This is a genomic window from Pseudomonas sp. 32_A, from assembly GCF_017490905.1.
In the GTDB taxonomy this organism is placed as follows: Bacteria; Pseudomonadota; Gammaproteobacteria; order Pseudomonadales; family Pseudomonadaceae; genus Aquipseudomonas; species Aquipseudomonas inefficax.
Genome location: NZ_JAFGYI010000054.1, coordinates 1 through 25,432 on the forward strand (window position 1 = coordinate 1; position 25,432 = coordinate 25,432).

Here is a 25,432-nt window from a genome sequence, read left to right on the forward strand (position 1 = left end):
AGGCCGATACAGGCGGTACAGCCTCTTCAGGGCCTTTGCGCTGCTGAACTTTCCTCGCCCACCGGTTTACCCGGCCCCGCCTCCTGGCGCCACTGCAGAGCAATCAGGATCAAGGTGGGCACGCCCAGCAGGGCAGTGATCAGGAAGAAGTCGTGGTAACCGAACTTCTCTACCATGACCCCCGAATAGCCCCCGATCAGCCTTGGCAACAGCAGCATGATCGAGCTGAGCAACGCGTACTGGGTAGCCGAGAACTTCAAGTTGGTCAGGCTCGACAGGTAGGCGACAAAGGCCGAGGTGGCCATGCCGGAGCTGAAGTTGTCCAGCGAGATGGTCACCACCAGCATTTGCAGGTTCGGGCCCATGTCGGCCAGCATCAGGAACAGGATGTTGGTGCCCGCCGAGGCAGCACCGCCGATGAACAGGATCGGCATGATGCCGAAGCGCACGATCAGCAGGCCACCGATCCCGGCGCCGACCAGGGTCATGATCAGGCCGAAGATCTTGCTGACGCTGGCGATCTGGTCCTTGGTGAAGCCCATGTCGATGTAGAACACGTTGGCCATTACGCCCATCACCGTATCCGACATGCGATAGGTGGCGATCAGGCCGAGCAGCAGCAGGGCCTGCCAGCGGTAGCGTGCGATGAAGTCGTTGACCGGGGTCAGCACCGGCGCCAGGCCGCGACGGCCCAGGCTCGACAGGCACGCCCAGGTCAGCAGTACGTAGAGGATCAGGCGCAGGAAGGCGCGGTCTTCCAGCAACAGGTCCAGTGGCGTTGCATCACCGGAGATGACGCTGGACCAGCCGGTGTTGAACATCTGGGTGAAGCTGGCCGGTACCGAAACCAGCAGGATGATCAGCACGAACACCGATGCCAGCTGGTGCACCAGCCCATAGCGCGCTGCCGACAGCTGGGTACGCATGGGTACGGGCGGTTCGCGCATGATCAGGGTGGTGAACACGGCGGGCAGCATCATCACTGCAAACATGACGTAGGTGCCGGCCCAGGCCTTGTGCAGGTAGCTGAAGCCGGTAGAGCCGAACCATTCGGCGAAGAACAGGGCACCGGCCGTGGCCAGCAGGGCCGCCACGCGGTAGCCGGCCATGTAGCTGGCGGCGAGCGCAGCCTGGCGTTGGTCGTCGGCGATTTCCAGGCGGTAGGCATCGACGGCGATGTCCTGGGTAGCGGAGGCGAAGGCCACCAACACCGCCAATGCGATCAGCCATGACAAGTGTTGCTGCGGGTCGCACAGGCTCATGCCTACCAGCCCGACCACCACCAGCGCCTGCGACAGCAGCAGCCACGAACGCCGACGCCCAAGGCTGCCGAGCAGCGGCAGGCGCCATTGGTCGAGCAGCGGCGACCACACCCACTTGAAGGCATAGGCCAGGCCGATCAGGCTGGCGTAACCAATGGTCTCGCGGGCCACGCCCGCTTCGCGCAACCACACCGAAAGGGTGGAGAACACCAGCATGTAGGGCAGACCGGCGGCGAAGCCGAGCAGCAAAAGTACCAAGGTTGACGGGCTGGCATATGCAGCAAGCGCAGCGCGCCAGGTTTTACGGGGCATGGGCCAACATCTGCCTCAAGTTTGCGAAAACAAAGCGCGCACTCTAACCGCTGTGCTCCATCGGGCGCCAGCCATGGCGCGTCATATCCACACGATTGTTGGTTACATTCACACCCTCCGCGCGCAGTCGCGCCCTTTGTTCATCCCCCGAGGGGGTACCCAGTGCCAGGCTCAGCCGGCCACCAGCGCCAAGCACCCGGTGCCAGGGCAGGCGAGTATCTGCAGGTAGTTGCCCAAGGGTGCGCCCGACCCAGCGTGCCGCCCGCCCAAGCCCCGCCAGCTCGGCCAGCTGGCCATAGCTGACCACCTTGCCGGCCGGCACCTGGCCGAGTACCGAATACAGCGCCGTTCGTCGGCCCTCGGCGGATTCCAGGGCGTGCTCATATCCGTCAGACATCAGGCCCCCATTGGGCTGCAGATGAAACCGGACCGGCGGTCTGGCAAATGAGAGTTGAACTCAACGGCATGCTCCCGGTCTTTCCTTGCTCTGGTCGTGGTTATCTGGATAATGCCCGGCTTTTTTCGCCAAATCGAACCCGTAGTCCGCAGATCATAGCCCGCTTATGTATTCTAGATCCCTGTTGTGCCTGCTTGCTGTTTCCCTGTGCGCCTCCCCGGTGTTCGCCGACACCGTGTGGATGAAAAACGGTGACCGGCTCAGCGGCAAGATCAAAGTCTTCGACGGCGGCAAGCTGCTGCTGGAAACCCCCTATGGCGGTTCCATCGCCCTGGACTGGAAAGAGGTCCAGACCCTGGAGAGCGACCAGGAGATGCTGGTCAAGCAGGACGCCTACAGCGGTGAGCGCGCCAAGTCGCTGAAGGCTGCCGAGCCCGGCAAGGTGACCCTGGCCAATGGCGAGGCGCCGAAGACCGTGGAGCTGGCCAGCATCGAGCAGATCATGAAGCCCAAGCCCCTGGTCGAGGATTTCGTGTGGAAAGGCAACGTCGACGTGGCACTGGATTACAAGCGCGCCGAGAATGACACCGACGACTACGACGTCGGCTTCAAGACCAGCGCCCGCCATGGCCGCTGGCGGCACAACGCCGAAGGCGAGTACAACCGCGAGACCAAGGACGACGTCACCACCACCGACAACTGGAGTGCCGAGTACGCTCTGGACCGCTTCCTCACCGAAAAGTGGTTCTGGCAGGGGCGCGTGGAGTACAAGCGTGACCGCATCGAAGACCTCGCCCGCCAGCGCACCGTGGGTACCGGCCCGGGTTACCAGTTCTGGGACAACGAGCTGGGCGCGTTCTCGCTGGGTTCGCTGATCAACCGCACCGACTTCGAATACCAGGATGGCGCCAAGGACAACTTCTATTCCGCGGCGGTGAAGTGGGACTACACCCGCTACCTGATCGGCAAGAACGTGCAGCTGTTCACCAATGGCGAGTTCGCCAAGCCACTGGGTGGCGTGGCCGATTATGCGCTGGATGCCGAGGTTGGCCTGCGCTACAAGGTCACCGAGTGGGCCTCGCTCAACCTCAAGGCGGAGAAGGACATCATCACCGGTACGCGGGACAGTGACCTGGACAAGACCCGCTATACAGCTGGCTTCGGCGTTACCTGGTGAGTCTTTTGGGGCCGCTTTGCGGCCCATCGCGACACAAGGCCGCTCCTACAGGGGATCGCGTAAATCCTGTAGGAGCGGCCTTGTGTCGCGATGGGCTGCAAAGCAGCCCCATTGGCACTGGATCTGATAATGCTTATCTTGTCCCATCCAGCCCGCCATCAGGAGCCGCCCCCAAGTGAGTACCAACGCCATCCGCCCCGCCCGGGAGCTGCTGCTCAAGGAATACCGCGGCGTGCTCTCGACCCATTCCAAGTCGATGCCCGGCTACCCCTTCGGCTCTGTCGTGCCGTACTGCCTGGATGCCCAGGGCAACCCGCTGATCCTCATCAGCCGCATCGCCCAGCACACCCACAACCTGCAGAAAGACCCCAAGTGCTCGCTGCTGGTGGGTGAGCGCGAAGCCGAGGACGTACAGGCGGTGGGGCGCCTGACGGTGATGGCCGAGGCGCACAAGCTGGTGGAGGAGGCCGCCATCGAGGCCGCCGCCGAGCGCTACTACCGCTTTTTCCCGGAAGCAGCCAACTACCACAAGGCCCACGACTTCGATTTCTGGGTGCTGCAGCCGGTGCGCCACCGCTACATCGGCGGCTTCGGCGCGATCCACTGGCTCGACCAGGTGACCCTGGCCAACCCGTTCGCCGGTAAAGCCGAGGCAAGCATGGTCGAGCACATGAACAACGACCACGCCAACGCCATCGCCCATTATGTGCAGCTGGCCGATTTGCCAAGCCGTGCGCCAGCGCAGATGGTCGGGGTGGACAGCGAAGGCATGCACCTGCGTATCGGCCAAGCGTTGCACTGGCTGCCTTTCCCGAGTATTTGCAACACGCCGACACAAGTCCGCGAAGCCCTGGTTTTGCTGGCTCGCGCCGACCAGTGGCCGGTTGCGACGGAAGTCGAGGGTTGAAAAGCCGAGCGCACGCATCCATCTGTTGGTCTTACAGGAAGGTTCTCTTCCGACGAGGAATGCTTTGATGCGTGCTTTTCTACTGCTGTTTCTCCTGTTTCCCGTGCTGGAGCTGTTCGTCTTCGTGAAGGTCAGTGCCGCCATCGGTTTCTTCCCGGCGCTGTTGCTGATCATTGCCGGCTCCGCCTTGGGTGTGCTGGTGATGCGCGTAGCCGGGCTGGCCACCGCATTGCGCGCCCGTGAAAGCCTGCAGCGTGGCGAGCTGCCCGCCGAGGACATGTTCCAGGGCATGATGCTGGCCGTTGGTGGTGGCCTGCTGTTGCTGCCTGGTTTCATCAGCGACGTGCTGGGCCTGCTGTGCCTGCTGCCCTTCACCCGTCACCTGGCTGCGCGCAAGATGCGCCAGCGTGCCGAGGCCCAGGCCATGCGCCAGCGCGCCTTCCAGGACGACCCGTTCCAGGCACGCCCACAGGATGGCGGCCATCGCCCGAACGTGATCGAGGGCGAGTACGAGCGCCGCGACAAGTAATAGCTGGGGGGCCGCTTTGGGCCCTTTCGCGACACAAGGCCGCTCCCACAGGGAATGCACACCTCCTGTGGGAGCGGCCTTGTGTCGCGAAAGGGGCGCGCAGCGGCCGCAGCTTTTTGCGGGGCCAAGGCGCTAATGAAAAATTTTCTGAAACAAGCCTTGTAATTGAATATGGCGGCCTCATGTAGTGGTCACCGCAAGGTTTCTGGTGGCAACACCAGTCATTACTCAGGCGGTTCGCCTTGGGCGAGCGGCCTTCCGGCAACGCCGGATAGCATTAACCCGCCGGTGTCGACACCGGCCGATGAAAACCACACTTTGGGAGAGATCGACAATGAAGCTTCGTCCTCTGCATGACCGCGTAGTCATCCGTCGCAGCGAAGAAGAATCGAAAACCGCTGGCGGTATCGTCCTGCCGGGTTCGGCCGCTGAAAAACCAAACCGCGGCGAAGTCGTCGCCGTCGGCACCGGTCGCATCCTGGACAACGGCGAAGTTCGCGCGCTGGCCGTGAAAGTGGGTGACAAAGTGGTTTTCGGCCCTTACTCGGGCAGCAACACCGTGAAAGTCGATGGCGAAGACCTGCTGGTCATGGCTGAAAACGAAATCCTCGCCGTTATCGAAGGCTGATTTCCCCCGACTTCCCGTTACTCCAAAGAATTTCCAAGGATTAAACGATCATGGCTGCTAAAGACGTAAAATTCGGCGACTCCGCTCGTAAGAAAATGCTGGTTGGTGTCAACGTTCTGGCTGACGCGGTAAAAGCGACCCTGGGCCCGAAAGGCCGCAACGTGGTGCTGGCCAAGAGCTTCGGCGCGCCGACCATCACCAAGGACGGCGTTTCCGTTGCCAAGGAAATCGAGCTGAAAGACGCTTTCGAAAACATGGGCGCCCAGCTGGTCAAGGAAGTTGCTTCCAAGGCCAACGACGCTGCCGGTGACGGCACCACCACCGCTACCGTTCTGGCTCAGGCCATCGTCAACGAAGGCCTGAAAGCCGTCGCTGCCGGCATGAACCCGATGGACCTGAAGCGCGGCATCGACAAGGCCACCGCTGCCGTCGTCGCCGAGCTGAAGAACCTGTCCAAGCCATGCGCCGACTCCAAGGCCATCGCCCAGGTAGGTACCATCTCCGCCAACTCCGACAACTCCATCGGTGAAATCATCGCCGAAGCCATGGAAAAGGTCGGTAAAGAAGGCGTGATCACCGTTGAAGAAGGCTCGGGCCTGGAAAACGAACTGTCGGTCGTGGAAGGCATGCAGTTCGACCGTGGCTACCTGTCGCCGTACTTCGTCAACAAGCCGGACACCATGGTTGCCGAGCTGGAAGGCCCGCTGCTGCTGCTGGTCGACAAGAAGATCTCCAACATCCGTGAGCTGCTGCCAGTTCTGGAAGCCGTTGCCAAGGCCGGCCGCCCACTGCTGATCGTTGCCGAAGACGTTGAAGGCGAAGCCCTGGCTACCCTGGTAGTCAACAACATGCGCGGCATCGTCAAGGTTGCTGCGGTCAAGGCTCCGGGCTTCGGCGACCGCCGCAAGGCCATGCTGCAGGACATCGCCGTCCTGACTGGCGGCCAGGTCATCTCCGAAGAAATCGGCCTGTCCCTGGAAACCGCTACCCTGGAGCACCTGGGTAACGCCAAGCGCGTCATCCTGTCCAAGGAAAACACCACCATCATCGACGGCGCTGGCGCCGACGGCGAGATCGAAGCACGCGTCAAGCAGATCCGTGCCCAGATCGAAGAAACTTCCTCGGACTACGACCGTGAGAAGCTGCAAGAGCGTCTGGCCAAGCTGGCTGGCGGTGTTGCCGTGATCAAGGTTGGTGCCGGCACCGAAGTTGAAATGAAAGAGAAGAAAGCCCGCGTTGAAGACGCCCTGCACGCTACCCGTGCAGCCGTTGAAGAAGGCGTGGTGCCTGGCGGTGGTGTGGCCCTGGTTCGCTCCCTGGCTGCCATTGTCAACCTCAAAGGCGACAACGAAGACCAGAACGTCGGTATCGCCCTGCTGCGTCGCGCCGTTGAAGCGCCGCTGCGCCAGATCACTGCCAACGCCGGCGATGAGCCAAGCGTTGTCGCTGACAAGGTCAAGCAAGGCTCGGGTAACTTCGGTTACAACGCTGCTACCGGCGAATACGGCGACATGATCGAGATGGGCATCCTGGACCCAGCCAAGGTCACTCGTTCGGCGCTGCAAGCTGCTGCTTCGATCGGCGGTCTGATGATCACCACCGAAGCCATGGTTGCCGACCTGCCGGAAGACAAGCCAGCTGCTGGCATGCCTGACATGGGCGGCATGGGTGGCATGGGCGGCATGATGTAAGCCAGCCTTACCCCCTGCGCCATCAAAAAGCCCCGGTTCGCGAGAGCCGGGGCTTTTTTGTTTTCCTGTTGGGGCCATTGGGGCTGCTGCGCAGCCCATCGCGACGCAAGGCCGCTCCTACAAGGGATCGCGTAATCTGTAGGAGCGGCCTTGTGTCGCGAATGGGCCGCAAAGCGGCCCCCTGGGTCAGGCGACGCTACGCTCAGCGGCAGATACCTCAGCCATCCCCCGCCGATAAAGAACCAGGTAATACGACCCCAACCCGATCAACCAGCAGAACACCGCCGTCCACACGTTATGCGACAGGAAGTGCGCCCCCTGCATCATCCGCCCCAGCGACAGCACCGACCCCGCCACGAAGGCCACTGTCAACGCCACCCGCGCCAGCCTCGGCTTGCGATCGCGCAACATGAAGAACAGCCCGAACAGGCAGAACCCGGTTGCGGCATGCCCGCCCGGCCAGCACAGCCCGGGCTTGTCGGTCGCTGGCCGCGGCTCCAGCAGCTTGCTGTAGGTTTCCTTCCCGCCAAACTGGGTCAGGCTCCACGGGCATTGCACTTGGGTCACTTTCTTCAGCGGTGTGACAAACGCCGTGGACAGGCCCAGTGCCAGCACCAGGCAGCCCAGCTCGCGGCGCCAGCCGAACAGGCGCTTCCAGAAGAAGCTGGCAGCAAAGGTCACCAGCGACATCACTCCCAGCAGGATCACCCCTTGCTTGACCCGGTCATGCAGGATGTTCTCCAGCAAATAGCTGTGGCGGCCGATGAATTGCCCGGCGGCGGGGTCGAAGAACAGGTTGGCAATGTCCATGTCGACCGAGGTCAGTTCCAGCAGGATCAGGCCCAACGCCGTCGCCAGGGGTAGCCCCAGGTACAGCCAGAAATTGATCGGGCGGGGGCGGGTTGGTTGCTGCATGGCGGCTCCAGGGCGCGAAAAAGATCGGGCATTGTCGGCCGCCCGCTATCCTGTGTCCGTGAAGGATCAGTGAAAAAACCGTCAAGTGCGCTGAATTTTCCCTGGGGCTGGCACCCTGCAGGCATAGGCCTTAAGCTGCGCCTGCCGCGCACCACAGCGAGAAGCGCCGCACAGGAGAAACCGATGCGCATTCTTTTGGTTGAAGACAACCGCGATATCCTGGCCAACCTGGCCGACTACCTGGGGATGAAGGGCTACACCGTCGACTGCGCCCAGGATGGCCTGTCCGGCCTGCACCTGGCTGCCACCGAGCACTACGACCTGATAGTGCTCGACATCATGCTGCCGGGCATCGACGGCTATACACTGTGCAAGCGCCTGCGCGAAGACGCCCGCCGCGACACGCCGGTGATCATGCTCACCGCCCGCGACCAACTGGACGACCGCCTGCAGGGCTTCCGCTCCGGTGCCGACGATTACCTGCTCAAGCCCTTCGCCCTGTCGGAGCTGGCCGCCCGCATCGAAGCGGTGCTGCGCCGGGCCCAGGGCGGCGGGCGCCGCACCTTGCAGGTGGCCGACCTCAGCTATGACCTCGACACGCTCGAAGTCACCCGCCAGGGCCGCCTGCTCAAGCTCAACCCGGTCGGCCTCAAGCTGCTGGCGGTGCTGATGCAGAAAAGCCCGCACGTATTGCGTCGCGAAGTGCTGGAAGAAGCCCTTTGGGGGGATGACTGCCCTGACAGCGACAGCCTGCGCAGCCACGTGCACCAGCTGCGCCAGGTAATCGACAAGCCGTTCGAAAAACCGCTGCTGCATACCGTCCATGGCGTCGGCTATCGCCTCGCCGAGGGCCGTGATGGAGTTTAAGCAAAGCCTTGCCCAGCGCATCATCATCGCCTTTGCCCTGATGAGCGCGCTGGTGGCCGGGGCCTTCGCCTTCGGCATCGTCGGCACTGTGCACCTGGTCGAAGAACGGCTGATTTCCACGGTATTGGGGGGCGACCTGCAGCGCCTGCTGCGCATGGACAGCGTCAGTGACTGGAGCCACCGGCCACGCCCCGACCAGCTGTTCTACTTCAGCGGCGGGCGTGACGATTTCGAGCTGCCCAAAGACCTGCGCCACCTCGACCGAGGCTTCCATGAGGTGTTCCGCGACCAGTTGTCGTACCACGCCATGGTCGAGATCGTCGACGGCCGCCGTTACGTACTGCTGCAGGACCAGAGCGACTTCGAGGAACGCGAACGCCTGCTGTTCGCGGTGGTGGTGGTGGGCTTCGTGCTCAGCCTGGTGCTGGCGGTCATTCTTGGCTGGCTGGTGGCGCGTCGGGTGATGGCGCCGGTTATCCGCCTGGCGCGCCAGGTACGCCACCGTGACCAGTTGCTGGGCCTGGCCCCGCCGCTTGCGCCGGACTATGCCGCGGACGAAGTCGGCCAGCTGGCGGTCGCCTTTGACGATACCCTGGGCCGCCTGCGCGATGCGCTGACCCGCGAACGGTTGTTCACCAGCGACGTCAGCCATGAACTGCGTACGCCCTTGATGGTGCTTGCTACCTCATGCGAACTGCTGATGGAAAACCCGACGCTGGATGCCCGCTCGCGCAGCCAGGTGGAGCGCGTGGCCAGAGCCACGGAAGAAATGCGCGAACTGGTCAAGACCTTCCTGATGCTGGCCCGGGCACAGCGCGACGAGGGCGCGGTGGCTTCGCGGGCCACCCTGCGGGAGGTGGCTGATGAACTGGTCGGGGTCTGGCGCGACACTATCGAGCAGAAGGGCCTGGCCCTGTATTTCGATGGCCGCGTCAGTGCCAGCCCAGTGCTGTACAACGCTACCTTCCTGCAGTCGGTGATGGGCAACCTGCTGCGCAATGCCGCGCACTACACCGATAGCGGCTATATCCGCCTGAGCCTGGAAGCCAACGGCTTCAGCGTGGAGGACAGCGGCGTGGGCATCCCGGAGGAGCAGCGCGAGGCGATGTTCCGGCCGTTCGTGCGCGGCGATGAGCGGCGCGGCGAGGGCCTGGGCCTGGGCCTGTCGCTGGTACAGCGGATCTGCGATGACCAGGGCTGGCATGTCACCCTGACCTCGACCTTGCCGCACGGCTGCCGTTTCAGGGTGGACCTGAGCAATACCGCAGCCAAGGGCGACCCAGAGGCTTTGGTCGAGTAATCTGTTGTAACAGGTCATTCGGCGCTCAACATATTTTTCACATCAGCATGACCTGATTCCTACGCTTGCTTACCTAATGTGGGCGGAATGGAGTCAGGAGATGCCCAATGCGTAGCCCCATCAAGCTTGAATTTTCCGAGAAGTACGACAAAGAACATGCGCGTGAGTACTTTCTCAAGCACCAGGATGGCCTGGCGCGACGCCTTTCCCACAAGCGTGATGAGCAGTTGGCGCGCCGCGCCTTGGCATTGGCTGGTGAGCCTGGCCTGGTCCTCGACCTGCCATGCGGCGCCGGCCGCTTCTGGCCATTGCTGGCAGAAAAGCCCAACCGGGTGATCATTGGCGCCGACAACTCCGAAGCGATGATCGAGACAGCCTGTGCCGCGCAAGCGCCAGAGGTGGTGGCACGGGTACGGCCTTTGCAGACATCGGCATTTGCCATCGACTTGCCGGACAACTCGGTGGACAGCATCTTCTGCATGCGCTTGTTCCACCACATCGGCGAAGCAGCGCACAGAAAGACCATTCTGTCGGAATTTCAACGGGTTAGCCGTGATAGTGTGATCCTGTCATTGTGGGTGGATGGTAACTTCAAGGCCTGGCGCCGAAAAAAGCTGGAACAGCGTCGCAGCGCCAGGAAAGGCGACCAGGACAATTACCAGAACCGCTTTGTGTTACCGGCCGACACGGTCGAAGAAGAATTCCGAGCCGCCGGCTTCAGAATCCAGGAACGCCTCGACTTTCTGCCGTTCTATGCCATGTGGCGGGTCTATGTATTGCGTAAGGGGTAGTGTTTGATGGCTGTAGCCCAGAAAGGGGAGTCGCGGTTCGATTTTTACTGGCGCCAGCAGGGCGAGTGGGTCGAGGAGCCTAACCAGCGCCGTGGTGGCGAGAGTGGTGTGCAACGCCTCGACGATGGCAATGGCAAGCTGCTGTATGCCAAGCGCCAGGTCGGGCATATCTACCGCAGCGTGCTGCACCCTTTCGGCCGGCCGACCGTATTGCGTGAGCTCGATGCGTTGAACAGCTTCGAGCAACTGGGCGTGCGTGTACCGCGCATCGTCTTCTGTGGCGCCGAGCGTGGTGCCGACCACCAGTGGCGTGCGCTGCTGGTGAGCGAAGCACTCGACGGTTTCGTCGAACTCGACACCTGGCATGCCGAAGGTGCCCGCGAGCGTTATCCGCAGGTGGTGCATGAGCGCATGCTCAAGGACCTGGCGGACAACCTGGCGCGCATGCATCTGGGGCATTGGCAGCACGGCTGCCTGTATGGCAAGCATGTATTCATCAAGGTGATTGGCGAGGGCGAGCAGGCCCGCGTCGAGGTCGCCCTGCTGGACCTGGAAAAATGCCGGCGGCGCATCAGTTGCCAGCGCGCGGCGGGCAATGACCTGCGCCAACTGCGCCGCCATTCGTCGCTGAATGACGCGGAATGGCAAACACTGCTCTACTTTTACCAGATGGCGTTTGGCAGCGCTGTCAAAGGGTTAGAGCAATGAAACTAGAAATAGCTCGAGCTTTGTTCCTGGTAGCTGGCCTGGCGGTGACCACCGTGGCGGTGGCTGCTTGGGAAGAGCCGAGGCCGACAGTGTTCAGCAAGGCCGAGCTGGCCGACCAGTGCGCGTTGCCGCGGGATGTGAAGCCGCAGCAACAGGCCAAGGCCGCGCCGGATCAGGACCTGTTGCTGTTCCTTTTCGGCTTGCGTCAGGGGTTGCGGCCGTTCGGTTGAACCCGGTGCAGTCAGAAATGCCAGAGGCCTCGCGATTTCGGGGCCTCTGGCATTTTTGCATCTGCCTTGCCGGCCCCTTCGCGGGTGAACCCGCTCCCACAGGAACTGCACAATATCCGAACCTGACGCTGTACCTGTGGGAGCGGGTTCACCCGCGAAGAGGCCGGTTCAGGCTACAGCGGGTTCTTTGACCTGCGCCTTGTGCGCCAGCAGGGTGTAGATACAAGGCAACACAAACAGGGTAAACAGCGTACCAATCGACATCCCCGTGGCAATCACCGTACCGATGTCAAAGCGGCTGACCGCCCCCGCTCCGGTCGCCAGGATCAGCGGCACCATGCCGAACACCATCGCTGCCGTGGTCATCAGCACTGGCCGCAGGCGAATCGCCGCAGCTTCCTCGATCGCCTCGCGCACGCTCAGGCCGCGTTCCTCACGCAGCTGGTTGGCGAACTCGACAATGAGGATCCCGTGCTTGCTGATCAGCCCGATCAGCGTCACCAGCCCCACCTGGGTGTAGATGTTCATGCTCGATATGCCGAGGAACAGCGGCAGCAGTGCACCACAGATCGACAACGGCACCGTCACCAGAATCACCAGCGGGTCGCGGAAGCTTTCGAACTGGGCCGCCAGCACCAGGAAAATGATCGCCAACGCCAGGCCGAAGGTGACCCACAGTGCGCTGCCTTCCTGCACGTACTGGCGCGCCACGCCGGCATAGTCGAAGGCGAAGCCTTCCGGCGCCTCTTCGCGGGCGATAGCCTGCACGGTCTGCAGCGCCTCGCCGAGGCTGACCATGGGCACCCCCTGGATGATCGCCGAATTCAGCTGCTGGAACTGGTTGAGCTGGCGCGGGCGCGCGCGGTCGCTGAGGGTGATCAGGGTGGATAGCGGTAGCAACTGGCCCTGGTCGTTCTTCACGTAGTAGTTGTTCAGCCAGCCGGGGTTGTCGCGGTACGGCCGCTCGACCTGGGCAATCACCTTGTAGCTGCGGCCTTCGAGGGTGAAGCGGTTGATTTCCGCCTCGCCCAGCAAGGTCGCCAGGGTGCTGCCCAAGGTGTCCATCGACACCCCCATCTGCGCCGCTTTGGCCCGGTCGATATCCACCACCACCTCGGGCTTGTCGAAGGCCAGGTCGATGTCGAGGAAGGCGAACTTGCCGGATTCCTGGGCGCGGGCCTTGATTCGCTGGGCCACATCCAGCAGTGCCGGGTAGTCGCCAGCGCTGTTGATCACGAACTGGAATGGCAGGCCCTCGCCGGTGCCGGGCAGCGACGGCAGGTTGAAGCCGAAGATCTGCAGGCCACTGATTTCCTCGAGCTTGCTCTGCACCAGTGGCAGCAGCTCCATCTGCGTGCGCTCGCGCTCGTTCCAGGGCTTGAGCAGGAAGCCGCCGATGCCGGTCTGCACGCCATTGAAACCGTTGATCTGGAACGATGAGTAATACTCGGGGAAAGCCTTGAACAGCGGGGTGAATTCGTCGGTGTAGGCGTTGAGGTAATCAAGGTTGGCCGGCTGCGGCGAGCTGCTCATCATGAAGATCACGCCCTGGTCTTCGTTGGGCGCCAGTTCGTTCTGGGTGAACTTCAGCAGCACCGGAATCAGGCACAGGATGATCACGGCAAACACCAGTACGACGGGGCGGCTGTCGAGGGTGGTGTGCAGCAGTCGCTGGTAGCGCACCTTCAGGCGTTCGAACAGCATGTCCAGGCGGTGGGCCAGGCCACTGGGGTTCTGCTCCGGGCGCAGCAGCAGCGCGCACATCATCGGTGACAGGGTGAGGGCAACGATGCCGGAGATGATCACCGCACCGGCCAGGGTCAGGGCAAACTCCTTGAACAGTGCGCCGGTAAGCCCGGTAAGGAAGCCGATCGGTGCATACACCGCCGCCAGGGTGATGGTCATCGACACCACTGGCATGGCGATTTCGCGGGCGCCCTCGAGGGCGGCGTCGAACGGCGACTTGCCTTCTTCCATGTGCCGGTGGATGTTCTCCACCACGACAATCGCGTCGTCCACCACCAGCCCGATGGCCAGCACCATGGCCAGCAGGGTCAGCAGGTTGAGCGAGTAACCCATCATCTGCATGAAGAACAGCACACCGATCATCGACAGTGGAATGGTCACCACCGGGATCAGCACTGAACGCAAGGCACCGAGGAACAGGAACACCACCACGATGACGATCAGTATCGCTTCGCCGAGGGTCTTGATCACTTCGTCGATGGAGGCCTGGATGAACAGCGTGGCGTCGTAGGCGATCGATACCTTCAGCGCCGAGGGCAGCTGGCTTTCCAGCTCGGGCATGATGCGCCGCACTTCCTTGATGACGTCCAGCGGGTTGGCGGCCGGTGTGGCCTTGATGCCGATGTACACCGATGGGGTACCGTCGAACGAGCTGACCGTGTCGTAGTTTTCTGCCCCCATCTCGACCCTTGCCACATCACCCAGCAGCACGCGGCTGTCGCCACTGGTCTTGACCGGCAGGGCGGCGAACGCCTCTGCCGACTTCAGCTCGGTGCTGGCATTGATGCTGGTGACCACGTATTCGCCCTTCACCTCGCCGGCTGCGGAAAGGAAGTTGTAGCGGCGCACGGCATTGGTCACATCGGTGGCCGACAGGCCATAGCCTGCCAGTTTCACCGGGTCGATCCAGATACGCATGGCGAACACCTGGTTGCCGAGGATTTCCGCTTCGGCCATGCCCGGCAGGGTAGCCAGCTTGGGCTGGATCACTCGCGACAGGTAGTCGGTGATTTGCGGGTTGCTCATCTCCTTGCTGTAGAAACTGATGTACATCAGCGCCGAGGCATCGGCGGCTTCCTTGCTCAGGACCGGGTCTTCCGAGTCCTGGGGCAGCTTGTTGCGCACTTCGTTGGCCTTGGCCAGCAGTTCGGTGAACAACCGGTCGCTGTCGGCGCCGATGCGTGCGTAGATGGAAATGATCGAGAAGTTCTGCCGGCTCACCGAGGTCATGTAGTCGATGCCTTCGGCGCTGGCCAGGCTTTGCTGCAGCGGCTGGGTGATATAGCCCTGGATGGTCTCGGCGTTGGCGCCTGGGTAGGCGGTGGTTACCGTGATCAGGGCGTTTTCCATTTGCGGGTACTGGCGGATCTGCAGCTTGCTCCAGGCCTGGAAGCCCAGCAGCAGAATCAGCAGGCTGACCACACTGGCCAGCACCGGGCGGCGGATGAACGGGTCGGTGAACGCCATGCCAGCCTCCTGTCAGTCCTTGCCCGGCGCGCCCTGTGCGGGCTTGAGGGCTTTGTCCTGGCCGATGCGGATCGCGGCACCGGGGGTGAGCTTCAGTTGGCCGGCGGTGACCACCTGCTCCCCGGCCTGCAGGCCCTTGCGGACCACCACCATACCGTCACGGCGCTCGCCGGTTTGCACCGCGCGCTGTTCGGCGGTGAGCTGCGGCTGGCCCTTGTCATCGTTTTGCGGCTTGCCGTCCTTGTCCTTTTTTGGCGTTGCGACGTACACCGAGTTGCCATACAGCGTGTAGGTGATGGCGCTTTCTGGCACAACCACTTGTGGCTGCGGGTTGGGTAGCAGGATCAGCAGGCTGGCGAACATGCCCGGCAACAGCTTGCCGTCCGGGTTGGCCATGGTCGCGCGCACCAGCAGGTTGCGCGTGGTTTCCTCGACCTTGGGGTTGATGGCGCTGAGGCGGGCGGGGAAAGTCTGGCCCGGGTAAGCGGCCACCTGCACCAGTACCTGTTGGCCCAGGCTCAGGTGCGGCAGGGCCTGTTCCGGTACGTTGAAGTCGACGTAGAGGCTGGAGGTGTCCTGCAGGGTGGCGATCACCGTGCCGGTGGCCAGGTAGTCGCCGACGTCCACCTGGCGAATGCCGATGGTGCCGCTGAACGGGGCGCTGATGCTTTTCTTGGTCTTCGATGCCTTGAGCTGGTCGACCACCGCCTGGTTGCGCCGGTACTGGGCGGTGAGGCGGTCGAACTCGCCGCGGGAGATGGCCGAGTCGCCGACCAACTGGCTGCCGCGGCCGAAATCGACCTTGGCCAGGCCCAGGTCGGCCTGGGCTGTGCCAAGCAGGGCGGTTTCCTGGTCGTCGTTGAGTTGCAGCAGCAGCTGCCCTGCCTTGACCTGCTGGCCCGAGTCGAAATGCAGGGCCTTGACGATGCCTTCCACCTCCAGGCTCAGCTCCACGCCCTGTAGCGCCTTGAGGCTACCGACGGCGGGCAGGCGCTCTTGCCACGAGCGCTGTTCGGCCAAGGCGGCCGCCACGGTGATGGGCGGCTTGGGGGCAGTGAACATCTGGATCTGCTGGTAGATCGAAAAGGCCTTGTAGCCCCCCAGGGCCAGCACGATCAGCAGAACCACGGCCAACATGATGAGCATGCGGCGGCGCAGCATAGGTCCGGTTCCTTGGATATGGTTGTTATTCGCTTGGACACGACAACGGGCGATCCTGCCCACGTGTGGATGGGGGAAGTATTGACTGTTTTTTGGGGGAAGGGGAGTGGAATGCCTGTGCCGGCCCCTTCGCGACTAAAGCCGCTCCCACAGGGCCCGCGCAGTCAGCGGGTTGCGCTATTCCTGTGGGAGCGGCTTTAGCCGCGAAGAGGCCAGTACAGCCAACCCGAAAATCAGACGAGATGCAGGTGGTTGTCCCAGAAACCGGACGGCAGGTTCATCGGTTGCCCGACCAGTTCGGCCTTGCGGCAATCATAGAACCGGCAACGGCCCTGCCCGGAGGTGACGACAAAGCCGTCCTGCACCGCACCCACCCCCGCGCAATCGGGCATTGGCGCATCCAGCCGTACCGCGCCGCTGTCCAGGTCCCAGACGAACAGGCGGTTGGCCCGTGGCGCGGTCAGCGCCACCAGGCGCAGCTCGCTGTGGATAGCCACGCTGGCGGTGTACTGGGCCATGGCCTGCAATTGTCGCTCCGGTACCGGGAAGGCCTTGAACGGCTCGCCCGGGCGCTTGATCGCCAGTAGTTCGGCAGTTTCATCGGCATCGCCCATGAACTGCTGGCAGGCGGCGATGGTGCCATCGCTGCCCACCGCCAGGTGGCGCACGCTGTTCATCTGCTGGGCCAGGGTTTCCTTGCTCAGCAGGGTACCGTCGCGCTGCATCAGCACCAGGCTCGGCTCCATGGCGTCGAGGTTCATCTCCACCCGGCTTTCGGCTTCGGTACGGATACCGCCGTTGGCCACCACCAGCGTCTCGCCGTCAGGCAGCCAGGCTACCTCGTGCGGGCCGATGCCGTGGGTCGGAATCTCGCCGGTGTGGACCAGGCGCTCGCCTTCGAAACGGTACACACCGAGCACGCCACGCCCAGGGTCGGTGGTGTCGTTCTCGGTGGCGTACAGCCATTCACCACTTTTGTGAATGACCGCGTGGCCGTAGAAATGCCGGTTCGGCTGCGAGGTGACGGTCTGCAGCAGGCGCCCGTCGCGCAGGTCGACCAGGTAGCTTTCGGTGCCAGGGCGGCGGGCGACGAACAGGGCGATCGGCAGTTGCGGGTGGTGGATGATGGCATGGCAACGCTGGGCGACCTGGGTGCTGAACACCTGGGTGCCGTCCAGGCGGAACCCGACCGCATAGTGCTTGCCGTCGCCGTCGTCACGCGCCGACAGCAGCAGGGGCTCGCTGCCTTTGTTGCGGAACAGGCTCCAGCCGCCCAGGGTGAGGGCGCTGAGCAATACGCTACCGAGTTTGAGGGCCTGGCGTCGCAGCATGATCAGTCACCGTCGTTGGCATTGAAGCCCAGCTGGATGTTCAACGCCTTGGCCAGCTCGCCTTCGTGCAGGCGGTGGACGACGTTGAGGCTGTCGTAGATCTGGTTCAGGGTTTGCTGGCCGGCGTCGTCGGCCAGCAGCTCGCCCAGGGTTTTCTGGTTGTCGGCCAGCAGCTTCAGCGAGGCAGCGTAGGCGGCGTCGATCTTGTCCGCCAGGGCTTTCTGATCGCTGGCCAGCAAGCCGCGCAGGCCTTGGTTGTCGACCCCGAGCCAGACCGCTTCGGCGGCCTTGAGGCTGGCCTCCAGGCTCTTCAGCGAGCTGTGGCTGCGCCAGGCTTCGGCCTGCAGTGGCTGCGGGATACCCTTGCTCTGGCGGCCCATCGGTGCACCGAGCTTTTTCTTCAGGCTGTCCAGGGCGGTGACCTGGGCGCGCAGCAGGTCGGCAATGGCCTCGTGGGAATCGGCGTAGCGCTGGTTGGGGAACTTGGTCATCTGCGAGAGCATGCCGTCGGTGCTGTTCCAGCCCTTGAGGATCTCTTCGGCCAGGGCCTTCTGGTGTTCACCGATGGCCACCAGCAACGGGCAGTAGCGGGCTTTCTGCTCGGCAGTGGCGATGTCCGGCTTGCTGTCGAACAGGATGTACTCATAGGCCGACAGGCCACGTACCACCACGCTGGCCTTGCCCAGGGTGGCGGCATCGACCGGCTTGTCGGCGTTGACCAACTGCTCGACCTGGCGACCGACCAGGTTTTTCTTGTCGGGCCAGAACTGTACCTGCCAGGCGCGGTTGCCTTCGGCCAGCGGGCCGACCAGCAGCGGTTGCAGTTCGGCCCAGGCCTTTTGCGCGTTGAGGAAGTCGGCACGGGCCTTGTCCAGGGTTTCCTTGCCTTCGCAGTAGGCCAGGGCGCTGGCGGCCAGCGTGCGGTCGGCTTCGACCCAGCGGCTGTAGGTGGGCAGGATCACCTGCTTGGCGATGGCAGCGGAGGTCACGGCTTGCGGGTCCTGCGGCGAGCAGGCGCCGAGGGCGAGTGCGGCGAGGCTGGTGAACAACAGTTTGGGTCGGAACATGCCCGGCTCCTTTGCGCTTTTTAAAGTGAGTTCAGGAAAGCCAGCAGCGCGGCACGCTGCTCGGCATTGAAAGTGAGTACGAAATTGCGCGCTGCCTCGGCCTCGCCGCCGTGCCAGAGCACGGCTTCGAGCAAATTGCGGGCGCGGCCGTCGTGCAGGAACTGGCTGTGGCCACTGACCGTCTCGCTCAGGCCAATGCCCCACAATGGCGGGGTGCGCCAGTCCTGGCCGTTGGCGGCGAATTCGGTGCGCTCGTCGGCCAGGCCCGGGCCCATGTCATGCAACAGCAAGTCGCTGTAGGGGCGGATCAACTGGTTGGCCAGCTCCGGCTCGGCGGCATTGGCGGCGGTGGTGAACTGCGGTGTGTGGCAGCCCTGGCAGCCGGCCTGGTAGAACAGGTTCTTGCCCGCCAGCACTTGCGGCGAACCCACGTCGCGGCGGGCCGGCACGGCCAGGTTGCGGGTGTAGAAGGTGACCAGGCGCAGGATGTTGTCGCTGACCTCCTTCTCGCCATCGGCACCGTCACCGTTGGGCGCGGCCAGGCAGTCGGCCTGAGCAGGGGTGCAGTCATCGTTGGGCTGCAGGGTGGTGGTCAGGCCCATGTCGCCGGCAAAGGCGTGCACGTTCTGCTGGTTGACGTTGGGCTGCCCGGCCTTCCAGCCGAAGCGGCCGACCACGGTCTTGCCCTGGGCGTCGTCCCACACCCGGTTGGCCCGGCCACGGATGCCGTCGCGGTTGCGGTCGTCGGGGTCTTCATTGGCCAGCAAGTCGGCTTCGGGGATGGCTTCGAGCAGGCCCAGGCCGATCATCGGCGGCGCCACCCGTGCCGAAAAGCGCGTGTCGGGGTGCATCACGCCATAGCCGAGCTGGGTGATCTGCAGGGCCGGCTTGCGCAGCTCGACCTGGTGGCCATCCTCGAACGACACCGTTTCACGGGTGTAGCTCACCCGCACCTTGCCTTCCGGCGTCACGCCGGGGATGGCCATGTCCTGCAGCTGGGTGCCATAGACCGGCTCTGGCACCACGCCGAGTCGTTCGACCACCTTGGCCAGGTAGGGTTGGTCGGGGATCGACAGGCGTACCAGCATCGATACGGCGTTGCTGTCGCCCGGCTCTGGCGGGTGGCCGCGGCCGTCGCGCACGTGGCAGTTCTGGCAGGCATTGGTGTTGAACAGCGGGCCCAGGCCGTCACGGGCGGTGGTGGTGGACGGGGCGATCACCCAGGGGTTGCGGAAGAAGCTGTTGCCTACGGCGAAGTCCAGGCGCCGCTCGGGCGAGAGGTTGGCCGAAGGCAGGGAATAGGCATTGCGGTCAGTGCGCTGCACGGTGGCTTTGCCGCCCGACAACGCTTCGCCAGGCTCGGCCTGGGTGAAACGCGGGGCGTCGTCACAGGCGGCGAGGGCAAAGGCCAGCAGCAAGGGGGAGAGTCGGGACAGCGACAAGGACATCGAGAATCCTGGGCGTGAGCGAAAAACCGGCGTGCAAGCTTAGCAGGGTGAGGGAGTTTGAATAAGAGCAATTTGCAATTGCTGGATGAAATCGGTGTCAGTTGGCCATGTTCATCTGTTGCCTGTGACGACCTCTTCGCGGGTGAACCCGCTCCCACCTCGACCCGCACAGACCTGTAGGAGCAGCCTTGTGCTGCGAAGAGGCCATTACCGCCATAGAAAACCTTTTGTCATACTGCCCCCTTCGCAGCACAAGGCTGCTCCTACAGCATCATGCAGTCCCTGTGGGAGCGGGTTCACCCGCGAAGAGGCCGGCACAGAAAAAAGGCGACCCGAAGGCCGCCTCTTCCTGCACCGCTACAGCAGGATCAGAACTCGTGATCCGCGGTATCGGGGTTCAGGTTGGCAATGCCCAGCTTGCCGGCGGCCTGCTCGATCGCACCGGTCTGCTTGACCAGGGAAGCGATGGCGTCACGCACGATCTGGTTGCCGGCTGCGTTGTCGGCCGCGATCAGCTGGTCGTAGTGCTCGCCCTTGAGGGCGTGGTCGACGATCACCTGGATCTTGGCTTCGGTGGCTTCCAGGTCGGCCTTGAGGGTGGCGTCGGCGGCCGGGTCTACCTTGGCCACCAGCGACGACAGGCTCGGGCCGGTCACCTTGCTGCCATCTGGGCGGGTGTACTCGCCCAGGTAGACGTTGCGGATGCCCTTGGCGTCGTAGAAGTGCGAGTAGTGGGTGTTGTCGCTGAAGCAATCGTGCTCGTCTTCCGGCGAGTTGGCTTCCAGCGAAACCTTCATGCGCTCGCCAGCCAGTTCGCCCAGCGACAGGCTGCCCATGCCGAACAGCATCTTGCGCAGGCCGTCGTTGACCGATTCGGCCTCCAGCTTGGCGCGGTAGTTGTCGGCGACGTTCGGCGCCCAGTTGCCGACCATTTCTTCGAGGTCCTTGACCAGCAGGTCGGTGACCGCTTTCAGGTAGGCACGACGGCGGTCGTTGTGCCCGCCAGTGGCGCCTTTGCCTTCCAGGTAGTCGGAGGCAGGGCGATTGCCCGCGCCCGGGCCGGTGCCGTTCAGGTCCTGGCCCCAGAGCAGGAACTCGATGGCATGGTAACCGGTGGCGACGTTGGCTTCGGAACCGCCCAGCTCGTTCAGGCTGGCCAGCTTCTCGGGCGTGATGTCCTTGACGTCGACCTTCTCTTCGCCCACCTGGATCTCGGTGTTGGCGATGATGTTGGCGTTGGCCGCCGGGTTGCCCAGGGCGTGCTCATAGCTCTTGTCGACGTAGTCGATCAGGCCTTCGTCCAGCGGCCAGGCGTTCACCTGGCCTTCCCAGTCGTCGATGATGGTGTTGCCGAAGCGGAAGACTTCGCTCTGCAGGTACGGTACGCGCGAGGCGACCCAGGCTTCCCTGGCTGCCTTCAGGGTTTCGTCGTTCGGCTTGGCCAGGAACGCGTCGACTGCGGTCTGCAGGGTTTTGGCGGTGCTCAGCGAATCGCTGTACACGGCGTACACCAGCTCGGCGTAATGTTTGACCACGGCTTTGCCGGCGGCTTCGTCGACAGCCCCGGGCGCCGCAGCGGTGGTGCTGGCGGCAGCAGGTGCCTGGGCTTGCGGCGCGGCGGCCTTGTCGTCCTTGCCTTCACCGCAACCGGCGAGAGCGATGGCAATGGCCAGCAGACTGGCGGAGGCCAGAGGCATTCGAATCATTATTGGTTTTCCTGCGTCGTGTGGTTGGACCAAGGGGTGGACCGTGCGCCGTGGCACGCGAAACGGCAACATCATGCGAAAGATTTGCATTTGCTGTAAAGGGGGGCGGGCATGCAATTCGTGTAAATGCCAGTCATGGCCTGTAACCGGTCAGGCGGCTCAGAGCATCGAAACCTGATTTCGCTGCGCCTGTTTGAGGAAATTGGTCAACTCACGGGCCGACAGCGGCTTGCTGTAGTGGTAGCCCTGGCCCTCGTGGCAACCCTGAGCGACGATGTAGGTTTCCTGTTCGGCGGTTTCCACGCCTTCGGCGATCACCTGCATTCCCAGGCTCTTGCCCAACTGGATGATGGCGCGAACGATGGTGGCGTCGTCATCGTCGTCCAGCAGGTCCTGGACGAAGCTCTTGTCGATCTTGATCTTGTCCAGTGGCAGCGATTTCAGGTAGCTGAGCGACGAGTAGCCGGTGCCGAAGTCGTCGATGGCAATCAGTGCTCCGGAGCGGCGCAGGCTCAGCAGGTGCTGGGCGGCGGTGCTGATGTCTTCCATCAGGCCGGTCTCGGTGACTTCCAGCTCCAGGCTGCGTGGTGGCAGGCGGTAGGCCTGCAGCAGGTTGTTGACCACCCGCGGCAGTTCGTTGTGGTGCAGCTGCACGGTGGACAGGTTGACCGCCATGCGCAGGTCACTGAAGCCCATGTCGTGCCATTCGCGCAGTTGCCGGCAGGCCTGGTCGAGCACCCATTCGCCGATGCTGATGATGCTGCCGTTCTGTTCGGCCAGGGGGATGAACTGGTCTGGCGGCACCATGCCCAGCTCCGGGTGCTGCCAGCGCAGCAGTGCTTCGACGCCGACCACGCGGTGGTCGCGGTAGCTGATCTGCGGCTGGTACACCAAGTACAGCTGGTTGCGCGGCAGGGCTTCGCGCAGGTCCTTTTCCAGCTCGCGACGGCGGCGCATCTCGCTGTCGACGCTGGCGATGTAGAACTGGTAGCGGTTGCGCGAACGGGCCTTGGCCAGGGTCATGGTCTGTTCGGCTTTCTGCAGCAGCTTCTCGGTGCTGTCGCCGTCTTCCGGGAACAGGGTGATGCCGATGGTGGCACGCAGGCGGATCTGCTGGTGCTGGTCGAGGTCGAACGGCACTTCCAGGTCGTCGAGGATACTCTGCGCCAGTTCCGCCGCCTCGTAAGGCTGCTCGATATTGGCCTGCACCAGGGCGAACTGGTCACCGCCCAGGCGTGCCAAGGCGCCCAGGCGCCCGCTGTGGGCGCGCAGGCGGTCGGCCAGGGCCAGCAGCAGCTGGTCGCCGACCTGATAGCTGAACTGCTCGTTGATGCCCTTGAAGTCGTCCAGGCCGACGCATAGCACCGCCACACGGTGTTGCAGGCGGCCACCGTCGACGAGGATCTTGTCCAGTTGCTGCTGCAACTGCTGGCGGTTGGGCAGGCCGGTGAGGAAGTCGTACTGGGCCATGCGTTGCAGGCTGTTCTCCGCCTCGTGGCGCAGATGGGTGTTGCGCTCGATCGAGGCCAGCAGCTGGTTGGCAGTATTTACCCACAGGCCCAGCTCGTTCTTCTCATGGCCCTTGAGCAGCGGTAGCTGGTGCTGGCTGGGGCGGTCGGGGTTGATCTGGGTGAGGTGCTCGATGATCTTGGATAACGGTTTGGTCAGCAGCCAGTGGTAGACCAGGTACAGCACCAGGCCCATGGCCAGGGCCCGCAGCACGCCGGAAATGAAGATGATCACGGCGTTGATCAGGAAATCTTCGCCGTAGGACGAGGTGTCCAGCGTGATGCTCAGGTCGCCGTAGTATTCGCTGTAGGGGCCGCGGCCAACCAGTTGCGTGGTGTAGGTGCGTTCCTGGCCGAGGATCAGGTCAGTCAGCCAGCGCATGGACATGTCCTGCAGCGGGCGGGACTTTTCTGCGAGCATGGTTTCGTTGGGGTGGCCGATGGAGGCCATGCGTACCGATTCGTCCTGGAACAGGCCTTCCATCACCTGCATGCCCATTTCGCGGTCCAGGCTATATACCGCTTGGGTCGAGGGGTCGCGGAACATGTCGAGGATGCGTTGGGCATCGTTGTTGACGGCCTGGCGGGTCTTGTAGGTGTCGTAGACGATTTGCGCACAGCTGAGCACGACACCGACCGCTAGCGCCGACAGCAGCACGACCCTGAGCAACTTGACCGACAAGCTGTTCCGCAATTCCAGCTTCAATGGGGTTTCCTTAATCCATGCGCATGGCATCATTTTGCCATCAACGATGACGATACACTATCGGCCGACCATCAGTAGTGTATCGGTTGCCTGACCCCGCAACTTGAGTGCGCTGTATCAATCTTCCAGAGGTTTGATGTTAGCGTGCTATGCGGGCTGAGCAAGCAAAACCGTGCTGGCTTTTTCGCGGGTAAACCCGCTCCCACAGGGATCACATCAAGTCCGCAAGCGGCGCCGAACCTGTGGGAGCGGGTTCACCCGCGAAGAGGGCCTTACAGGCATAAAAAAACCCGGCACCGGGCCGGGTTTTTCGTTCAGGGCTGAATGACTCAGGCCTTGAAGGTCTTGCCTTCGAACTGTTCGGCAACGAAGGCCCAGTTGACCAGGTTCCAGAACGCCTCGACGTACTTCGGACGCAGGTTGCGGTAGTCGATGTAGTAGGCGTGTTCCCAGACGTCGCAGGTCAGCAGCGGAGTGTCGCCGCTGGTCAGCGGGCAGCCGGCGCCGATGGTGCTGGCCAGGGCCAGGGAACCGTCAGCCTTCTTCACCAGCCAGCCCCAGCCGGAACCGAAGGTGCCAACCGAAGTCTTGGTGAACTCTTCCTTGAACTTGTCGAAGGAACCGAAAGCGGCGTTGATGGCGTCAGCCAGGGCACCGGTCGGCTGGCCACCGGCGTTTGGTGCCAGGCAGTTCCAGTAGAAGGTGTGGTTCCAGACTTGAGCGGCGTTGTTGAAGATGCCGCCCGAAGAGCTCTTGACGATCTCTTCCAGGGTCTTGCCTTCGAATTCGGTGCCTGGGACCAGGTTGTTCAGGTTCACGACATAGGTGTTGTGGTGCTTGTCGTGGTGATACTCCAGGGTTTCCTTGGAGATGTGCGGCTGCAGGGCATCGTGGGCGTACGGCAGCGGCGGCAATTCAAAAGCCATGGTGGATCTCCTGATTCAGGTCTGTTTGCGGTTTGCGCAAGGCCGATCACGGGCGGCCCGATGAGCGTCGGCGAGTTTGTACTCTTTGCGACGCAAGGGCTGGATCATAGCACCGGGCCCGGCGCATAACCACGCAACAAAGATAGGGAATAGAGGTTCCAGAGCGGTTGGGGCGTACTGACCGGTGGCGTTCGCCGGAGTGTTTGTGTTGCCTGTGAGATCGAGCGCCGCCCGCGCGGCGCTTCGCGGGGCAAGCCCGCTCCCACATTTGTTGCAACGTGCCGAACCTGTCAGGCCATGGTTGCCTGCCTGGTTGCTCTTACCCGATTTCTCGACTGGCGCTGCTGCCGCCCCATCTGTCTCAAGTCATGCACCAAGGCGGACAACGCCTATCCCACAGGCATGGCCACGTTGCAACAAATGTGGGAGCGGGCTTGCCCCGCGAAGCGCCGCGCGGGCGGCGCTCGATCTCACAGGCAATAAAGATGCTGCGACCAGCCCATCGGTCAGTTGAAGATCAACTGCGCCGCCACCGCAAACATCATCACCGCCACCATCAGGTCGAGCATGCGCCAGGTCGCCGGCCGGGCCAGCCACGGCGCCAGCCAGGCCGCGCCGATCGCCAGGGTCGAGAACCACAGCAGCGAGGCAC

General features: G+C 63.2%; 22 protein-coding genes. 10 read left to right on the top strand and 12 right to left on the bottom strand.

Annotation, left to right across the window (positions count from 1 at the left end; all coding sequences use genetic code 11):
• Positions 1-26: 26 nt before the first annotated feature.
• Together J5M58_RS23565 and J5M58_RS23570 are read right to left on the bottom strand one after the other, a co-directional pair.
• Positions 27-1,574, bottom strand: coding sequence for an AmpG family muropeptide MFS transporter (locus J5M58_RS23565; RefSeq protein ID WP_112250330.1), 1,548 nt, complete (start codon positions 1,572-1,574; stop codon positions 27-29).
• 43 nt (positions 1,575-1,617) lie between these two features.
• Complete coding sequence (locus tag J5M58_RS23570; protein ID WP_075046251.1) at positions 1,618-1,971, bottom strand: MGMT family protein; 354 nt, start codon at positions 1,969-1,971, stop codon at positions 1,618-1,620.
• 166 nt (positions 1,972-2,137) lie between these two features.
• On the opposite strand from J5M58_RS23570, the gene J5M58_RS23575 reads away from it, so the two are divergent.
• The 5 genes from J5M58_RS23575 (at position 2,138) to groL (ending at position 6,903) form a co-directional block, all read left to right on the top strand.
• Positions 2,138-3,148 carry a DUF481 domain-containing protein gene (locus J5M58_RS23575; RefSeq protein ID WP_112250332.1) on the top strand — a complete coding sequence of 337 codons (1,011 nt, stop codon included), beginning with the start codon at positions 2,138-2,140 and terminating at the stop codon, positions 3,146-3,148.
• Positions 3,149-3,323: 175 nt separating this feature from the next.
• Entirely contained in the window at positions 3,324-4,055 is a 732-nt protein-coding gene (locus tag J5M58_RS23580) for a HugZ family protein (protein WP_207879788.1), read from the top strand.
• Between the two features lie 67 nt (positions 4,056-4,122).
• Positions 4,123-4,584 (top strand): FxsA family protein, encoded by a 462-nt coding sequence (locus J5M58_RS23585; protein ID WP_207879790.1) that lies wholly within the window; start codon positions 4,123-4,125, stop codon positions 4,582-4,584.
• A 334-nt stretch (positions 4,585-4,918) separates the two neighbouring features.
• Positions 4,919-5,212, top strand: a complete 294-nt coding sequence (locus J5M58_RS23590; RefSeq protein ID WP_003260750.1) for a co-chaperone GroES — start codon at positions 4,919-4,921, stop codon at positions 5,210-5,212.
• Between the two features lie 50 nt (positions 5,213-5,262).
• Positions 5,263-6,903, top strand: a complete 1,641-nt coding sequence (groL, locus tag J5M58_RS23595; protein WP_085626533.1) for a chaperonin GroEL — start codon at positions 5,263-5,265, stop codon at positions 6,901-6,903.
• Between the two features lie 186 nt (positions 6,904-7,089).
• Here groL and J5M58_RS23600 read toward each other — a convergent pair whose 3' ends face one another.
• On the bottom strand, positions 7,090-7,818 hold the full coding sequence (locus tag J5M58_RS23600; RefSeq protein WP_207879792.1) for a phosphatase PAP2 family protein: 729 nt from the start codon (positions 7,816-7,818) through the stop codon (positions 7,090-7,092).
• Positions 7,819-8,001: 183 nt separating this feature from the next.
• Between J5M58_RS23600 and colR the strand changes: the two genes are divergently transcribed.
• The 5 genes from colR to J5M58_RS23625 all read left to right on the top strand — a co-directional run bounded on the left by colR (position 8,002) and on the right by J5M58_RS23625 (position 11,714).
• Entirely contained in the window at positions 8,002-8,685 is a 684-nt protein-coding gene (gene colR, locus J5M58_RS23605; RefSeq protein WP_003255215.1) for a two-component system response regulator ColR, read from the top strand.
• Positions 8,675-9,985 carry a HAMP domain-containing sensor histidine kinase gene (locus J5M58_RS23610; RefSeq protein WP_112250340.1) on the top strand — a complete coding sequence of 437 codons (1,311 nt, stop codon included), beginning with the start codon at positions 8,675-8,677 and terminating at the stop codon, positions 9,983-9,985. Before colR ends, J5M58_RS23610 begins: the two co-directional genes overlap by 11 nt.
• Before the next feature lie 107 nt (positions 9,986-10,092).
• A complete protein-coding gene (locus J5M58_RS23615; RefSeq protein ID WP_112250342.1) occupies positions 10,093-10,776 on the top strand; it encodes a class I SAM-dependent methyltransferase in 684 nt (227 codons plus the stop codon).
• Between the two features lie 6 nt (positions 10,777-10,782).
• The gene (locus J5M58_RS23620; protein ID WP_112250344.1) at positions 10,783-11,484 is read left to right on the top strand and encodes a lipopolysaccharide kinase InaA family protein; all 702 of its coding nucleotides are present in this window, start codon (positions 10,783-10,785) and stop codon (positions 11,482-11,484) included.
• Positions 11,481-11,714: a hypothetical protein gene (locus J5M58_RS23625; protein WP_112250346.1), complete on the top strand. Its 234-nt coding sequence runs from the start codon at positions 11,481-11,483 to the stop codon at positions 11,712-11,714. Before J5M58_RS23620 ends, J5M58_RS23625 begins: the two co-directional genes overlap by 4 nt.
• A gap of 168 nt (positions 11,715-11,882) precedes the next feature.
• Here the strand turns inward: J5M58_RS23625 and J5M58_RS23630 are convergent, their stop codons facing one another.
• The 9 genes from J5M58_RS23630 to J5M58_RS23670 form a co-directional block, all read right to left on the bottom strand.
• Positions 11,883-14,927, bottom strand: a complete 3,045-nt coding sequence (locus J5M58_RS23630) for a multidrug efflux RND transporter permease subunit (RefSeq protein ID WP_112250348.1) — start codon at positions 14,925-14,927, stop codon at positions 11,883-11,885.
• A 12-nt stretch (positions 14,928-14,939) separates the two neighbouring features.
• Complete coding sequence (locus J5M58_RS23635; protein ID WP_207879794.1) at positions 14,940-16,088, bottom strand: efflux RND transporter periplasmic adaptor subunit; 1,149 nt, start codon at positions 16,086-16,088, stop codon at positions 14,940-14,942.
• A gap of 233 nt (positions 16,089-16,321) precedes the next feature.
• Positions 16,322-17,419 carry a DUF1513 domain-containing protein gene (locus J5M58_RS23640; RefSeq protein WP_207879796.1) on the bottom strand — a complete coding sequence of 366 codons (1,098 nt, stop codon included), beginning with the start codon at positions 17,417-17,419 and terminating at the stop codon, positions 16,322-16,324.
• 2 nt (positions 17,420-17,421) lie between these two features.
• Positions 17,422-18,486: an imelysin family protein gene (locus J5M58_RS23645; RefSeq protein WP_112250354.1), complete on the bottom strand. Its 1,065-nt coding sequence runs from the start codon at positions 18,484-18,486 to the stop codon at positions 17,422-17,424.
• 20 nt (positions 18,487-18,506) lie between these two features.
• Positions 18,507-19,934, bottom strand: coding sequence for a di-heme oxidoredictase family protein (locus tag J5M58_RS23650; RefSeq protein ID WP_112250356.1), 1,428 nt, complete (start codon positions 19,932-19,934; stop codon positions 18,507-18,509).
• Between the two features lie 368 nt (positions 19,935-20,302).
• Entirely contained in the window at positions 20,303-21,640 is a 1,338-nt protein-coding gene (locus J5M58_RS23655; protein WP_112250358.1) for an imelysin family protein, read from the bottom strand.
• A 159-nt stretch (positions 21,641-21,799) separates the two neighbouring features.
• Positions 21,800-23,854, bottom strand: a complete 2,055-nt coding sequence (locus J5M58_RS23660) for a bifunctional diguanylate cyclase/phosphodiesterase (RefSeq protein ID WP_166674302.1) — start codon at positions 23,852-23,854, stop codon at positions 21,800-21,802.
• Positions 23,855-24,183: 329 nt separating this feature from the next.
• Complete coding sequence (locus J5M58_RS23665; RefSeq protein WP_013974076.1) at positions 24,184-24,780, bottom strand: superoxide dismutase; 597 nt, start codon at positions 24,778-24,780, stop codon at positions 24,184-24,186.
• Between the two features lie 506 nt (positions 24,781-25,286).
• On the bottom strand, positions 25,287-25,432 hold a 146-nt coding region (locus J5M58_RS23670), incomplete at its 5' end, for a LysE family transporter (RefSeq protein WP_207879806.1).